The 14,981-nt window shown below is 39.9% G+C and carries 14 protein-coding genes; 13 read left to right on the forward strand and 1 reads right to left on the reverse strand.

What is annotated here, in order from left to right:
• The first annotated feature begins 65 nt into the window (after positions 1 to 65).
• Both H5154_RS05920 and H5154_RS05925 read left to right on the forward strand, forming a co-directional pair.
• Positions 66 to 1,514 (forward strand): S41 family peptidase, encoded by a 1,449-nt coding sequence (locus H5154_RS05920; RefSeq protein WP_182717706.1) that lies wholly within the window; start codon positions 66 to 68, stop codon positions 1,512 to 1,514.
• Between the two features lie 571 nt (positions 1,515 to 2,085).
• Complete coding sequence (locus tag H5154_RS05925; RefSeq protein WP_220493369.1) at positions 2,086 to 3,741, forward strand: EAL domain-containing protein; 1,656 nt, start codon at positions 2,086 to 2,088, stop codon at positions 3,739 to 3,741.
• Between the two features lie 25 nt (positions 3,742 to 3,766).
• Here H5154_RS05925 and H5154_RS05930 read toward each other — a convergent pair whose 3' ends face one another.
• Positions 3,767 to 4,678: a 1-aminocyclopropane-1-carboxylate deaminase/D-cysteine desulfhydrase gene (locus H5154_RS05930; RefSeq protein ID WP_182717708.1), complete on the reverse strand. Its 912-nt coding sequence runs from the start codon at positions 4,676 to 4,678 to the stop codon at positions 3,767 to 3,769.
• Positions 4,679 to 4,765: 87 nt separating this feature from the next.
• Between H5154_RS05930 and H5154_RS05935 the strand changes: the two genes are divergently transcribed.
• Genes H5154_RS05935 through H5154_RS05985 form a run of 11 tightly spaced genes read left to right on the forward strand, consistent with a single transcriptional unit; the run spans position 4,766 to position 14,976 of the window.
• Complete coding sequence (locus H5154_RS05935) at positions 4,766 to 5,707, forward strand: MSHA biogenesis protein MshI (RefSeq protein WP_182717709.1); 942 nt, start codon at positions 4,766 to 4,768, stop codon at positions 5,705 to 5,707.
• Positions 5,697 to 6,302, forward strand: a complete 606-nt coding sequence (locus H5154_RS05940) for a PilN domain-containing protein (protein ID WP_182717710.1) — start codon at positions 5,697 to 5,699, stop codon at positions 6,300 to 6,302. Before H5154_RS05935 ends, H5154_RS05940 begins: the two co-directional genes overlap by 11 nt.
• On the forward strand, positions 6,292 to 6,972 hold the full coding sequence (gene gspM, locus H5154_RS05945; protein ID WP_182717711.1) for a type II secretion system protein GspM: 681 nt from the start codon (positions 6,292 to 6,294) through the stop codon (positions 6,970 to 6,972). The genes H5154_RS05940 and gspM overlap by 11 nt, the downstream gene beginning before the upstream one ends.
• Positions 6,950 to 7,270 (forward strand): agglutinin biogenesis protein MshK, encoded by a 321-nt coding sequence (locus tag H5154_RS05950; protein ID WP_182717712.1) that lies wholly within the window; start codon positions 6,950 to 6,952, stop codon positions 7,268 to 7,270. The genes gspM and H5154_RS05950 overlap by 23 nt, the downstream gene beginning before the upstream one ends.
• Complete coding sequence (gene mshL / locus H5154_RS05955) at positions 7,254 to 8,921, forward strand: pilus (MSHA type) biogenesis protein MshL (protein ID WP_182717713.1); 1,668 nt, start codon at positions 7,254 to 7,256, stop codon at positions 8,919 to 8,921. The genes H5154_RS05950 and mshL overlap by 17 nt, the downstream gene beginning before the upstream one ends.
• A 2-nt stretch (positions 8,922 to 8,923) precedes the next feature.
• Positions 8,924 to 9,826: an ExeA family protein gene (locus H5154_RS05960; RefSeq protein ID WP_182717714.1), complete on the forward strand. Its 903-nt coding sequence runs from the start codon at positions 8,924 to 8,926 to the stop codon at positions 9,824 to 9,826.
• On the forward strand, positions 9,823 to 10,890 hold the full coding sequence (locus tag H5154_RS05965) for a lipopolysaccharide assembly protein LapB (RefSeq protein ID WP_182717715.1): 1,068 nt from the start codon (positions 9,823 to 9,825) through the stop codon (positions 10,888 to 10,890). Before H5154_RS05960 ends, H5154_RS05965 begins: the two co-directional genes overlap by 4 nt.
• Complete coding sequence (locus H5154_RS05970; protein WP_182717716.1) at positions 10,887 to 12,614, forward strand: GspE/PulE family protein; 1,728 nt, start codon at positions 10,887 to 10,889, stop codon at positions 12,612 to 12,614. Before H5154_RS05965 ends, H5154_RS05970 begins: the two co-directional genes overlap by 4 nt.
• Positions 12,601 to 13,824: a type II secretion system F family protein gene (locus tag H5154_RS05975; protein WP_182717749.1), complete on the forward strand. Its 1,224-nt coding sequence runs from the start codon at positions 12,601 to 12,603 to the stop codon at positions 13,822 to 13,824. The genes H5154_RS05970 and H5154_RS05975 overlap by 14 nt, the downstream gene beginning before the upstream one ends.
• Positions 13,825 to 13,826: 2 nt before the next feature.
• Positions 13,827 to 14,420, forward strand: a complete 594-nt coding sequence (locus H5154_RS05980) for an agglutinin biogenesis protein MshB (protein ID WP_182717717.1) — start codon at positions 13,827 to 13,829, stop codon at positions 14,418 to 14,420.
• 22 nt (positions 14,421 to 14,442) lie between these two features.
• Positions 14,443 to 14,976, forward strand: a complete 534-nt coding sequence (locus H5154_RS05985) for a prepilin-type N-terminal cleavage/methylation domain-containing protein (RefSeq protein WP_182717718.1) — start codon at positions 14,443 to 14,445, stop codon at positions 14,974 to 14,976.
• Positions 14,977 to 14,981: the final 5 nt, after the last annotated feature.

The raw sequence follows: 14,981 nt of genomic DNA on the forward strand, positions 1-14,981 counted from the left end.
AGTGACAAACCGAGAGTGCTTTGAATATTAGAATAACTTCTTATTTCAATTTATAGGAAGTTGTAATGATCAAATGTATTGCTAAATTAGTCGTCACCATATTTTGTATCAGCTTACTTGGATGTAACTCTGATAGTGATCAAAGTGACATTATCAAAGAGCAGCGAAATGAGCTTTGGTATTCGGATATTTATGGTGAAATAAAACAGATCAGCGGTGATTCCGTTGTTACTTGGCAGGTAACAGGAGCTTTCTGTTATCCAATAATTACTTTAGACCCCTTGCCACTTTTTGATTCTTTTAGCCAAAAGTATAAAGACCAACTTATTTATGAACGACCGTATGATAGTGGTCCTGCTTCATATAGATCTATACAAAACATTGAAGATGTTTGCACTGACGGCATACTAGATACAATCGCCGGTAACAGCTATGAATTTGATGCCGAAGTTATTTTTCAGTTGTTTTGGCTAGATATGCAAAATCACTACGCCTTTTTTAAGGAGCGTAACATTGATTGGGAGCATATCTATGAAATGTACGCCCCGAAATTAAATGAAAATGATGAAGAGCAACTCATTAATATAATTAGTGAAATACTAGAAATTTTGAGTGATGGTCATACTCGCTTGTATTATAACTTAGACGAAGAGCCAATCAGCTTTGAAGCTAAGCTAACACTTGCAAAACGACTGGAACAAGAAGCGCAGGATTTAGAGCTAAAAGGCGAACCTGCTGAGAATTATATTATCGAGCAAACTGTACTTGTTAGAGAAAATATTACGCAGTACCTAAATAAAGCAACCCAGCCAGCGTTTATTGCACGTAATACACTGAACTCATTTAGCCCAAACTGGGGGATCATTGATGTTGAAGGTATTCAAGTTGGATATCTATCACTTCCTCACTTTGTAAACTTTATTGAAACAGACAGCCTCGATCGCCAAGATATCAGTTATGCGAACGAAGCATTTAATAACTTGCTCGATGAGGTTTTTATTGCATTGGATGGTACGCAAAAATTGATAATTGATATTCGTGATAATGAAGGCGGCTATGATATTCAAGCCTTGGAATTAATCAAAAGGTTTATATCTGGTAATACCTTAGTTTGGGATATTAGTACTTTTTATGCTGGTAGCCTTCATGAACTAGTTACTGTTTATGCGGAACCTGATAGCAGACCATACTATCAAAATGATATCTACTTACTAACGTCAAATGGTACTTTCAGTGCAGGCGAGAGTTTTGCGCTTGCTATGTCAACGCTTCCTAAGGTTACTTTGGTTGGAGAACCCACTGCAGGGGCCACATCAGATACCTTCCCTCGTATGTTACCTAATGGTTGGGCCTATGAACTTAGTAATGAATACTATAAAAATGGTGAGGGGCTAAATGCTGAAGTGCTCGGTGTGCCTGTTGATATTGAGGTTGACCCTTATGATAAATTCGCAAGAGGCGAGAAAAAGGACCTTACGATAGAGAAAATAATTACGCTGCTAACTGAAGACTAAACATAATATGGCACTCGTCTTTATTTGAGGTCTGTCTGTATAGTGGCTTTTATGTTAGATAATCACTTGTATTTATTTAGTAAATCTCGTTTTAAGAGTTTCCGGTTGATGATGAGCCCGTAGCTTATACGTTTAATATAGGGGAGTTAAACGAATATCAATAAAATTGATGGCTTCTGAGTGATTATAATAAACCTTTCGAAGTCATTACCATATTTGCTGTCTTAGATAACTGTTGACTAAATAGATAAAAATTACAAACAAGTGAAACATCATAAGTGTTTTGTTATTTTTAGGAAGCAATTGTGATGCGCTAAAAATTATAAATATTTATTCCGACTTAGGTAGCTAAAAATGCGATGGTTTTATTCATTATAATGTTCGTTAACATTTAAACATCGCTCTCAGCCTTGTGTTTATAAGGATCTTGAACAACACTTTAGCTATTAGTACAAACAGCGTAACAGCCATGGTGACTCAATTTAAAAATGCTCAAGTGCGGATGTTCAGTTTTTATGTAATTGCTTTTATGCTTTTACTAACGGTATTTAATCTTTTTCTAGGGGAAATATTGCATCAAAAAGTACACATCACTGGGAGCCAATTAGCTAAACAGATCTACAACTTAAAATTGCAACCAATTGCAGATAAAGAGATCATTGCCGCACTTGCTGAAAGTCATGGTTTTATGCTTGAATCAGGCAGTGATTCGTTTCATTATTCTGCTTTTATGGCCCAAAAGAGTGATATCTTTAAATATAAAACGGTTAGTTTAAAGCTTTATCATTTGCCTTTTTGGGTTGTTGAAAGTCCGCTATTTATTTTATTAAACCTAGTGATGATTGGCGCTGCTATTTGGAGTTATCGCTGGTGGCGTCTGCTATTTAAACAGCGCGATGGCGTAGATTCAATCGCATTATTAACTGGTGGTAAAGTATCAAGCAGCCAACAAGCGCCTAAAGATGTGGTTAAATTAGCACTAAATGATATTGCTATTAATAGTACAAAAGTACTGACAGCCAAGCGAAAATTAAGTTCCGCAGACGATGTTGCAATTACCGCAATGTACGGTATCCAAAATAATCATAACCACCTTTTTGCTTTACTTTATTGGACACAGCCATTTCCAGATAACGTTGATTTAGAAAGCCACTTTAAACTTATTGTGAGCAAAGGCTTTAAAGAGTTATCTCGGGTATCAGTTAAGTTGTTATCTTCAGGTGGGCTGGCAATTACCTTGGAGAATATACCTCAACCTGATATCGATGCTTACACTAAGCGCTTGCATCAAATTATTTATCAGGCTTCTTTGCTTTATCGCGGTGATTTATCTCGCAAAGAAATTAAAATAGGCGTATGTAATTACCGCGATGGTGCCGATCAAACTGTGGTTTATCAGCTAACTAAATCAGCACTCGCATTAGCAAAACAAAGCCCATGGCAGCATACTCATCGGGTACCGTTTAACCATACGCGTTCAACGGTGCTGGCAAATAGCGATGAGAACTTAACTGATTACATTGGCAAAAAGAAATTTATGTTGTTTTTTCAGCCGTTATTTGAGTTCGCCAGTGGTGATATTTTACAGCATGAAGCTTTGATCCGGGTTCGTCATAAGTCTTTAGGGATGCTTTCTGCTAAGCAATTTATTCCTCAACTAAAAAATGATTCAGCGATTGTTTTATTGGATAAAACAGTATTGGATCAAGTTGTTAAGTTATTAGAAAGTGAAACAAGTGCGTTAACCGTGAGTATTAACTTACACGCATTTAATTGGTTTTCTGATGACTATTGGCGCTGGTTTGGGCAGAGGATGAAAAATGTAAAAGGTGCTGATAAACTACAGTTTGAGATATCGGAGGTGGATTTTTATCAACATCAACAGCGATTGAATTTTGCTTTTAGTACAATTAAATCAGTGGGGAGCTCAGTATCAATTGATAATGTTTCATCGCACGATAAAATCGCTTTATTAGCGCCTTACAAAGGGATCAAAGGACTCAAGCTTAGCTATGATTTAATCCACGACATTGATAAAAATGTAACGCAGCAAAAAGTGGTGCGCCAAATTGTAGCCAGTGCAGAGCGAGTGAACTTACCCGTATACGGTGTTGGCGTGGAAACCCAGCAAGAACTCAATATGCTTAAAAAGCAGGGCGTGCTTGGCGCACAAGGGTTTTACTTTACCGAACCTTTGCAAGAGTTTACTAATGTCACGGTAAATTGATTTTTAGCTCATTAAGTGCATGAACTCAAGTTATTAAGCCACGATAACGCAGCCCGTTTAATCCTTGCAGGCCACCGGTATGAATGGCAATGATGTTACTGCCTTTAGGAAAATAATCCTGAGCGATTAACTGCCATAAAGCGTGCATCATTTTTCCTGAGTAAATCGGCTCGAGCGGGAGTTGATGTTGGCTTTGCATCTGCAGGCAAAATTGCCAAAGTTCAGGGCTAAACTTGCCATAGCCACCGCCATGAAACTGGGTGAGTAATTGCCAGTTTTGCTGTTGTGCTGCTACCGGGCTGAGCGATTTTATTTCATCGATTAAATACTCAGCTTGCTTTAATACCGCGACTCCTAAAACCTGTGTGCTGTTATCGCAGCCTTCAATTAACCCTGCCAGTGTGCCTCCGCTCCCCGTTGGACAGATAACATAGTCGGCGACGGGTAATGACTGCGCAAGCTCTTTACAACCAAGTAGAGCGGCTGTGTTTGTACCGCCTTCTGGCAATAGGTAGGCATTAGGAAAGCGAGTTTGTAATTGCGCTAAATAATCAGCATTGTGTCGCTCACGATACTCTAAGCGGGTAACTGGGTGCAGTTGCATACCGCATTGTTTGGCGAATTGTAAGGTCGGGTTTTGCTGATCAAGTTCAGGGCCGCGAATAATGCCATGGGTTGTTAAGTTAAAATGCTTTCCTGCGGCAGCACAGGCATGGATATGATTTGAAAAAGCGCCACCAAACGTTACTAACTCCTGTTTATTTTGTGCTTGCATCTCAATTAAGTTGTACTTGAGTTTTCGCCATTTATTACCGCTAATGAGCGGGTGTAGCAGATCATCACGTTTAATGCATAATGAAATATTTCTTTTTTTTAACTTGGTACTATCTATTTGTTGTATCGGGCTATTTTCATCAATAGTGAAAGAGTTATGCATTCAAGTTCCTTTTTTCTTATGTGAAAACTTGCGGGCTAGTAAAAATATACGATACTTAAAAAATCAATAGCCAACATAAGTAGCTATATGAAAAAGAAGATTTTTTCATTATTTCCTTGGTTGCAACAAGGGTTAGATTCGAATTGTGTAATAGGGATAGCTACATATGCAAAAACAGTGAATGCTGTAAGCTTAAAACGCTTGCAGGGGCACTGGCAAATCGATAAAACCCACAGTGTTGTAGTGACAGAACCTCGGGATTATACAAAAGCAATTGTAACTTGTACAAATGAAGTTAGTAAGCTGTGTTGTGCGATTAATTTAGTGATACCTCACCACTATTATCAAATTGTGCAAATGGAAAAACCTAACCTGACAGATGACGAAATTGTGCAGTCGTTACCATGGACTACGAAAGACCTTGTCAACGTTGCGCCAGAGAATATCATCGCAGACTTTATTGATTATCCCATCTCATTACCAATGCAAGCGAATAAAATGAATGTGTTTATTACTGATAAAACACAGATTCAGCCGTTCATTAATAGCTTTGCAGATACCAACGCAATTTTACGCTCAATGACGTCAGAAGAAATGGTATTACTCACTTTATTTGGTAAAGATAAAGATGCGCATATGTTGGTGGTGCAGCATGTTGAACATGAGCCGAGAATATTGATTATTTGTGACGGTAAGCTTGTATTGGCAAGGCGGCTAAATGGCTTTGTAGGCATTACAGAAAAAGATCAAAATAGTGCGTTCATTGACGCTTTAGGTTTAGAGGTACAACGGTCGATGGATTTTTTTGAAAGTCAGCTTAAGCAGCCCCCTATACGCAGTATTCAGCTGCAATGCGACGATTTATCTTCTTTAACACTCAGAGCTGAGCTTGCAGAGCTATTACAAGTTAAGGTTGTTGATTTTCAACCTAACCTTGCCTTATCAGAGGGTTTAGATAGTCAGTACTTCTATGCCCTAGCTGCAGCTATATCTATGGCTGAAAGTAAAGAGCCGCGCAATGAAGAATAGAATTAATTTTTACCAAAAATCACTACGTCCTCGTCGTGACTTAATGCCATTGCAAAGTTTATTAGCGCTGTGGGGCATAGCGTTATTTGTTATTGCCATAAGTTGGGGTGGGTTTGCGTTATCAGTTCACTTTAACCAAATAGAGGCGCAACAAACTGAATTAACATTAAATGAAATGAGCACCCAGTTACAAGCTGTGAAAGCTAAATTAGATGAGAAACAAAATAAAGATCAGTTTGTTAAGCAGTTAAAAAAGATGGAACAAGAAATTGCCCACAAACAACAAGTGTTTGGTTACTTGGAGGCTGCACAAACTTTATCGAGTATGGACTATAGCCAAGTGATGCTTGATTTAGCGCGTTACCATGTGGCAAGTATTTGGTTAACCCAAGTAACGTTTTCTGAGCAAACAGTGACTTTAAAAGGGCAAGCAAGTCAATCGGCTCAGTTACCTATTTGGTTGAGTAGTTTAAAACAATCAAGATACTTTGCAGGTAAAGAGTTTTCGGTTTTAGAGTTTGAAGATAAAAACGGCTTAAGTGAATTTAATGTAGCTACAGAGGTTGCAGCTAAGGAGGACAGCCATGAAAACTGAAAAATCCTCTCGTAGTTGGCCTATTTGGGTGAAGTATCAAGCGCGTTTTGCTGCACTGCAAATAAGAGAAAAATTGGCTATTTTATTTGCTGGGTTATTTATTATTTTATATTTAGGCTATCTATTTATTGTCGAGCCGACGCAAATTCAAGCAAATAAACAGCACCAAGCTAACACTCAAGCACAACAAAAAATAACTCAAAATAGAACACAATTAGCGATGTTAGAGCAAGCTCTAAGTAATGATTACACAAAAGAATTACGCTCTCAAATAGAACGGGCAAAGAGTGAATTGACTATTGCTGATGAAAAATTGAGCCAATTTAGCAAAGGCTTTGTCAGCGCTGAACGGGTTCCTAATATGTTGCAGCAGCTATTAAAAGAAAGTACCGAGGTTAAGGTTGTTAGTTTTAAAGTGTTAGAGCCTAAAGCTGTCGATGTTACTAAGGTTGGTGCAAACGAAGCTAAAACACTGTTTTTTGAACATCAAATGGTGCTCACATTACAGGGACAGTATTTTAACTTGCAACAATATTTAGCATCGCTAAAACAAAGTAAAGAAAAACTCTTAATCCAGCGTTTTGACTATCAAGTAGAGGATTACCCTCGGGCGCAATTAATCATACATATAGCAACGGTGAGCGCGAATGAAAAATTTATTGCTCTTTAGTGTGCTTGGGTTATTTGTTTGCTCAGCAGACGTGGTTGCGCAGCAGTTGGCCGATCCAACTAAGCCACAAAATTTGCTCGCTACTAGCGTAGTTAAAAATCAGCAAAGTAGCCTCAAGCTGCAATCAATAATTAAAAGGTCAGGCCGCTATAAAGCGATTATTTCAGGACAGATTTATACCGTAGGCGATCAAATAAATGACTATAAAGTGCTAACCATAAGCTCTAAGCAAGTTGTGTTAGCGAATGACAATAAGCAAATAAAATTAGATTTATATGATTATGAAATTAAAAATTAAATTACCTAGTCAGCTGACTATTTTATTGCTGTTACCTATCTACCTTGGTGGTTGCCATAGTTTTGCTCCAGGTAAAGAAATAAAGCCCCATATTGAGCAAGAGCTCACAGCTCAGCCTGAGCAGCAAACTACAGTAGCTCCGTTGACAGTGCCCGATGAAGTTACGCAAAGCTTATTATCGTCATTTGATAGCGAGCAAAGCCTTAATACAGAGTTGGCAGTTAAGCGTTTTGAAGTGGCTGCAAATGAAGTAGAAGTGCGCGCTTTCTTTGCTGGTTTAACTGACGATACGCCATATAGCGTTGCTATACACCCAGAGGTAGCTGGCACCATTAGTCTCACATTAAAAAATGTTACCTTTGATGAGGTAATAAATGTAATTAAACGTATGTACCCGCTTGATATTGTTCACGAAGGACGAGTTGTACAGGTGCTACCTGCAAAAATGCGCACTGAAACAATACCTGTTAACTATTTAATGATGAAACGTAGTGGTCAGTCTACGGTAAGTGTTGTTGCTGGTGGTGTGAGCCAAATGGCTGATAATAATAATTCTAATCAAAGCAATAGTTCGAATAACTATAACAATAATAATCAACAAGATAGTGAGTTTGGTAATAATCAAAATATTGAACTTAACGGTTCGCGTATTCAAACCACTAACAGTAATGACTTTTGGAAAGATCTAGAGCTGGCTTTAAAATCCTTGATTGGCACCGGTGATGGGCGCTATGTTATCGCCAGCCCACAAGCCAGCTTAGTAACGGTTAATGCATTACCGAGTGAAATAATGCAGCTAAAGGACTTTTTGCGGCAAACCCAAGAAAACTTACAGCGACAAGTGATTTTAGAAGCCAAAATAGTCGAAGTCACGCTTAAAGATGAATACCAGCAAGGTGTTAATTGGAACGAAATTGCGGGTTCAATTGGCAGTACAAGTCTGTCGTTCGCGACCACTGCAGCAGGGCAAATTAGTAATAGTATTACGGCCGCTCTAGGTGGTGTATCAAACTTAGTTATTAATAACGCAGACTTTACTGGGGTGATTAGCTTATTAGAAACTCAGGGCGATGTACAGATGCTTTCAAACCCCCGAGTGACTGCGACTAATAACCAAAAAGCGGTCATTAAAGTAGGTCAAGATGAGTATTTTGTTACGAATGTTTCAAGTACCACTGTAACAGGGAATGCCACCACAACAACCCCAGAAATTGACCTAACTCCTTTCTTTTCAGGGATTGCCCTCGATGTAACCCCACAAATAGACAAATACGGCTCAGTGATCTTACATGTTCACCCCTCCGTCACTCAAACTGAAGAGCAACAAAAGGTCATTACCCTTAATAATGATGAGTTTATTTTACCGTTAGCACAAAGCAACATTAGGGAATCAGACACGGTAATTCGTGCGCAAAGCGGTGAAATTGTTGTGATTGGTGGCTTAATGCAAACGATAACCACCGATGAAGAGTCTAAAACACCGGTATTAGGTGATATCCCCTTATTTGGTAATTTATTTAAAAGTATTAGTAAACGCCAAGAAAAGAAAGAGCTCGTTATATTGCTAAAGCCAACAGTTGTAATGCCAGATACGTGGAAAAAACAGCAAACACGCAGCCGCCAACTACTTAATACTTGGTATGAGAACTAGCTATGTATTTGAGCTTTTTTAATTTAAGTGAAATGCCTTTCACCTTAACCCCTAACACCGAGTTTTTCTGTGCGCTTGCACCGCATAATGAAGCAATGCAGGTGCTTATTACTGCACTTGAAATGGGAGAGGGGTTTATTAAGGTAGCAGGAGAGGTCGGCACGGGTAAAACTTTATTGTGCCGTAAATTACTTAATCAAATTGAGCATGATTACACCGTTGCTTATCTACCTAACTCATATTTAAGCCCAGATGAGCTACGCTGGGCACTCGCTGTAGAGCTAGGTATGGACGTTGATAAACAATTAGATCAGCAAGCACTAAGTCAGTTGATCAATCATCATTTATTAGCGTTACAAAAAGAAGGCAAAAAAGTTGTTTTACTGATAGATGAGGCGCAAAGCCTAAGCTGGGATGCTCTTGAAGCGTTACGACTATTTACCAATATTGAAACTGAAAGCGAAAAACTGATTCAAGTGGTGCTGTTTGGGCAGCCCGAATTAGACGAAAAACTAGCGCATACACGGGTTCGCCAATTACGCCAGCGTATTAGCTTTTCTTACCAGCTAAGACCAATGACTAGCGGCGAAGTAATTTACTATATTAATCATCGATTACAGGTCGCAGGTTTTAAAGGTGCACCGCTATTTACCAAGCAATTAGGCTTAAAAATAGCGCAAGCAAGTCGTGGTATTCCTCGGTTAGTAAATATCTTATGTCATAAAACCTTGCTGCAAGCTTACGGTGAAGGGCTCACCGCAGTAAGTAGCCGGCACATAAAGCTTGCGGTAAAAGACACCGAAGATTGCACCGTGAATAATTACATCAATGGTTGGAATATTGCAGTGGTGAGTCTATCGGCTATTGCCATTATGATAATTTGGGCGTGGAGGCAATGGCTATGAGTGTCATTAATTCTATGCTTAAAAATATTGAGCAGCGACAGCCAACAACTTCGTTAAATGAGCAAGGTACAGTTGTAGTAGACCCTGTTTATGATTCGCATGGTGTTATTAAAAAGCTACTAATAATCGCCATTGCCTTGTTAGTGGTTGTATTGAGCTATATTTATTTACCTACAGCAAGTGATGATGCTGCTCAATTACCAGAACGAATGGATCTAGTTACCAAAGCTCAAAGCTCAAAAGAGGCTGAGCAAAATAACACGCCAGTGTTAATTAATGCTCCTGTGGTGAGTAACTCTGATGTAATTAAACCAGTTGCTAAAGTAGAACCCATTATTGAAGAAGTCGCAGCGGTAAAAACGGACACCAAAGAGCCGTTTGTAGCTGAAAAACCCATGGTTGCAGCTATCACGGTTGAGCCAAATACAGTGCCTAGTGCCAATAAACAAAGTAGTTTTCAGGTTAAAAAAGTGACTCAGCAACGAACAGAGCAACAGCAAATAGCTGAGCTACTGCGCCAAGCTAAGCAAGCCCTCGAATTTGGTTTATATCAGGAAGGCATAGATGATTTAAGCCAAATTCTTAATCGAGATAAAGGGAATATAGCTGCAAGAAGTTTACTCGCAGCAACTTATTTTCAGCAGCAAGATATTTTATCCGCGCAAAGTATTTTAGAACATGGCATTGCGTTTGACTCGCAAGTACTCGAGTGGCGAGTGCAGCTTAGTAAAATTTATATTACGCGCAAGCAATATTCAGTGGTACAACAATTATTAAGCGATGATTTTGATAGCCAAGGTGATGCGCAATATTGGGCGCTTAAAGGCACTGCTGCGCAGCAGTTAGGTGATCATACTCGTGCATTGGTTTGCTTTGAGCAATTAACACAGTTACAGCCTCAGCAAGGTAAATGGTGGTTAGCTATGGCGACTTCTAAAGATGCACAAGGTGATTACCTCTCGGCGAAACGTTATTACCTAGCTGCAATCGAAGTGGGTAACTTAAACCCTGCAGTGTTAAAACATGCAAAGCAACGTTTGCAGACCTTAGGAGGTGTGTCATGAGACCCAGTCTACGTCTAAGGTTAGGTGATTTATTAGTTGAAGAAAACATGATCACTGAAGCGCAATTGAGTGAAGCGTTAAACGTGCAGGCTGCAACCGGGCGTAAGCTAGGTGCAACGTTAATTGCTCTTGAGTTTATTAGTGAGCCACAATTACTAAGGTTTTTAGCTCAGCAATTAAAAGTTCCCTTTTTAGATATTTCGCAACGCAAAATCTCACCTGAAGTATCCAAGTTGCTTTCTGAAGTAATGGCGCGCCGCTATAGAGCGCTCGTTATAGAAGATAATGGTGACTCAGTACTTGTGGGGATGAGTGATCCGGCCGATTTAAGAGGGCTTGATCAACTCGCACCAATTTTAGCGCCAAAGCGAATTGATTTAGCGGTAGTGCAAGAAAGTCAGATCATGACTGCTTTTGATAACGTTTACCGGCGGACAGAAGAAATTACCAGCTTTGCCGAGCAGTTACATGAAGAGTACGAAGATGTAGAAGAGTTTGATTTAAATTCGTTAGGTGATGAATCCTCTGATGCTACCGTAGTGAAGCTATTACAATCGATTTTTGAAGATGCTGTACAAGTCAGAGCATCAGACATCCATATTGAACCAGATGAAGGTATGTTACGGATTCGTCAACGCGTCGACGGAGTGTTGCAGGAGCATGTACTCAATCAAGTTAAAATAGCCTCAGCATTAGTGCTGCGGCTTAAGTTAATGTCTGGTTTAGATATATCAGAAAAACGCTTACCGCAAGATGGCCGTTTTAATATTAAAGTGCATACACATAGCATTGATGTGCGTTTGTCTACTATGCCGGTGCAATATGGTGAGTCGGTTGTAATGCGGCTATTAGATCAATCTGCAGGGCTATTATCATTAGATGAAACGGGTATGCCAGCAGCGTTGCTAAAGCGGTTTCGCTCAATCTTAAAGCGTCCTCATGGCATGATTTTGGTAACAGGGCCTACAGGTTCAGGTAAAACAACCACTTTATATGGGGCGTTAAGTGAGCTAAATCAGCCAGAAAATAAAATAATAACTGTAGAAGATCCGGTGGAGTATCGTATTGGCCGGATAAACCAAGTGCAAATTAAAAATAAAATAGGGCTTAGTTTTGCCAGCATATTAAGAACAGCATTACGGCAAGACCCCGACATCTTAATGGTGGGGGAAATGCGTGATAAAGAAACGGTTGATATAGGCCTGCGGGGCGCGTTAACAGGGCACTTAGTGCTTTCAACTTTGCATACTAATGACGCTATAACCAGTGCTATGCGGCTAATTGATATGGGAGCACCAGCCTATTTAGTTGCCAGCTCACTAAGAGCCATCATTGCCCAGCGCTTAGTTAGGCGAGTCTGTGATAACTGCAAACAACGATACTACCCTGATGTGCAAGAAGCGAGTTGGTTAAAGTACCTAAATGTTGATGTAGACAATACCGCATTTTTTCATGGCAAAGGCTGTACTGCGTGTAACCACTCAGGTTACAAAGGGAGAGTCGGTATTTTTGAGTTACTCGAAATGGATGAAGCTATGATGGAGTGTCTTCGTCAAAATGACACTCAAGGCTTTGCTCGGGCTGCCAAGAACAACCCTTACTTTGCGCCGTTATCTACCATGGCGTTAGGGTATGCCAAGCAGGGGATAACCACTTTAGATGAAGTATTTAAAGTCGCTGAATATATCCCTGAATTGATAGGAGGTGATGATGCACCTTTATAACTATCAAGCTAAAGACCAAAAAGGCATTTTAATTAAGGGGCAACTTGAAGCTGCCAGCCAGGCAGGTGTTGCCGACAGCTTGTTAAAACGCCAATTTACGCCGATCTCGATTACCCAAATCGATAAAGAAAGCGACATTAACCTTCCGCTTGCGCAACTATTCAAAGAAAAAATAGGCCTGGCAGACATGATTATGTTTTCGCGGCAAATGTACTCGTTGCTCAAAGCTGGCATCCCGATTATTCGTGCCATGGTGGGGTTAGCTGATACCACACAAAATAAAGAGTTTAAGCTGGTTTTAACAGACATAATCAAACAACTAGAGCAAGGTCGGGATCTTTCCAGTGCCATGACCATGCACAATAAAGTTTTTAGCAGATTAACTATCGCAATGGTATTGGTTGGCGAAGGCTCAGGGCGGTTAGAAGATGCTTTTCACCAACTCGCTAGTTATTTTGAGAAAGAACAAGAAACGCGCAAACGCATAAAGGCCGCAATGCGCTATCCCACTTTTGTTATTGCTGCATTATTAGTTGCAATGGTGATTTTAAATATATTTGTGATCCCGGTGTTTGCCACCATGTTCGCGAAATTTGATGCAGAACTACCATTAATGACCCAAATTTTGGTGGCAACAAGTTACTTCTTCGTTAATTACTGGTGGCTTTTATTACTCATTCTTATTGGCAGTGTGATCGCTTGGCGGCGCTATTTGGCAACCGAGCAGGGGTTATATAACTGGGATCACTACAAATTAAAGATCCCGATTGTTGGAAATATTATTCATCGTTCATTACTTGCACGGTATAGCCAAAGTTTAGCCATGGTATTGCGCTCTGGTGTACCTATGACTACAGGATTGTCTTTAACGGCAAAAGCGGTAGATAACACCTATATGGAACGTGCAATTTTAAATATTCGTCAAGATATAGAAAAAGGTGACAGCCTGTTAAGGGCCTCAAGGAGTAGCGAGCTTTTTTCCCAGTTAGTGCTACAAATGGTGGCTGTTGGTGAAGAAACGGGCCGAGTAGATGAACTTTTGCAAGAAGCTGCCGATTATTATGAGCGAGAAGTTGATTACGATTTACGCAGTTTAACCGCCAAGATAGAGCCTATTTTGACAGTGATAGTTGCCGTTATGGTGCTAATTCTCGCGCTCGGTATTTTTATGCCGATGTGGAACATGATGTCTGCAATTAAAGGGGGTTAACAATGCCCAGTAAACCAGGCCATATAGCAGGTTTTTCTCTTTTGGAGCTTGTGCTTGTGGTTATTTTATTGGCGATTGTAATGAGTGTTGCTGTACCGCAGTTTTTAGATATTAAGGAGCGAGCCCATCGTTCAAATATTGATGCCGTTGCTGGTGGTTTTGCCAGTGCTGTTGGTTTAATTAGGGGGCAATGGGAGCTGGACGCGAGACCATCTGGAAATGGGGTTTCGCAGTTTGTTACGCATATAAATTATGGAGGTGTAGTTGTTGGTGTTGATGGCAGTTTAGGCACGCCAACAAGTGATGATACAGAGCAAGAGAACACGCAGGCATTAGCGATGAGTTGTACCAAATGCCAACAGGTGCTGAATGTAGTTTTACAAGACGCGCCAAGCAATACCCTAAGTAGTGACGCGTCAGTAGTTAAAGATTCAATGTTTTTAGTGAGGTATAACGCAGATAAGCTGCAATGTATTTACTATTTAACTCATTCTTTAGATGCGAAAAATATTCCAATAGATGGTGAACCACACGTTGGCACCAGTGGATTTTCGTATTTTCCTGTAACAGGCAAAGTACAGATTTTTAAATCTTAAGTAATAACAAAGAGGCTTACTTATGAAAACGCAATCAATGAACAGTAACATAGTGAATAAACAAGCAGGTTTTACTTTAGTAGAACTGATAATCGTAATCGTCATTTTAGGTATTTTGGCCGTTGTTGCAGCTCCTCGCTTTTTGAATCTGCAGGGAGATGCTAATGCATCAACACTTGAGGGCGTTCAAGGCTCTATTCGCAGTGGGATGAATATAGTCAATGGTAAAGCGATAATCGCAAACGTGCAAAATTATGCATATGACGACGCCAATGTAACCCCAGAAGTGGAAGGCGTAGCACTTCATTATGGCTACCCTGTTGGTACCATTGAAGCATTTGAGAAATTCTTAGATATTGATTTTGCAGATGTGACTGCTGTTGCTTCAAATGTAAATGGTGCTGATTTCAATCTGGTCGATGGTGATAGTGAAACCACAATAGTTACTATCTTCCCTAATAGTTATGTTGTAACCGATAATTGCCGTGTTGAGTACACACCAGCTACAGATAAAGACACTCCACCTGTCGTAAATATAGTGCTGACAGATTGTTAATTCAC

This window comes from Pseudoalteromonas sp. SR44-5, from assembly GCF_014163675.1.
In the GTDB taxonomy this organism is placed as follows: domain Bacteria; phylum Pseudomonadota; class Gammaproteobacteria; order Enterobacterales; family Alteromonadaceae; genus Pseudoalteromonas; species Pseudoalteromonas rhizosphaerae.

Coding starts and splice junctions, on each gene's coding strand:
- H5154_RS05920 (WP_182717706.1), top strand. CDS start 66: ATGATCAAATGTATTGCTAAATTAGTCGTCACCATATTTTGTATCAGC.
- H5154_RS05930 (WP_182717708.1), bottom strand. CDS start 4,678: ATGCATAACTCTTTCACTATTGATGAAAATAGCCCGATACAACAAATA.
- H5154_RS05935 (WP_182717709.1), top strand. CDS start 4,766: ATGAAAAAGAAGATTTTTTCATTATTTCCTTGGTTGCAACAAGGGTTA.
- H5154_RS05940 (WP_182717710.1), top strand. CDS start 5,697: ATGAAGAATAGAATTAATTTTTACCAAAAATCACTACGTCCTCGTCGT.
- gspM (WP_182717711.1), top strand. CDS start 6,292: ATGAAAACTGAAAAATCCTCTCGTAGTTGGCCTATTTGGGTGAAGTAT.
- H5154_RS05950 (WP_182717712.1), top strand. CDS start 6,950: ATGAAAAATTTATTGCTCTTTAGTGTGCTTGGGTTATTTGTTTGCTCA.
- mshL (WP_182717713.1), top strand. CDS start 7,254: ATGAAATTAAAAATTAAATTACCTAGTCAGCTGACTATTTTATTGCTG.
- H5154_RS05960 (WP_182717714.1), top strand. CDS start 8,924: ATGTATTTGAGCTTTTTTAATTTAAGTGAAATGCCTTTCACCTTAACC.
- H5154_RS05965 (WP_182717715.1), top strand. CDS start 9,823: ATGAGTGTCATTAATTCTATGCTTAAAAATATTGAGCAGCGACAGCCA.
- H5154_RS05970 (WP_182717716.1), top strand. CDS start 10,887: ATGAGACCCAGTCTACGTCTAAGGTTAGGTGATTTATTAGTTGAAGAA.
- H5154_RS05975 (WP_182717749.1), top strand. CDS start 12,601: ATGCACCTTTATAACTATCAAGCTAAAGACCAAAAAGGCATTTTAATT.
- H5154_RS05980 (WP_182717717.1), top strand. CDS start 13,827: ATGCCCAGTAAACCAGGCCATATAGCAGGTTTTTCTCTTTTGGAGCTT.
- H5154_RS05985 (WP_182717718.1), top strand. CDS start 14,443: ATGAAAACGCAATCAATGAACAGTAACATAGTGAATAAACAAGCAGGT.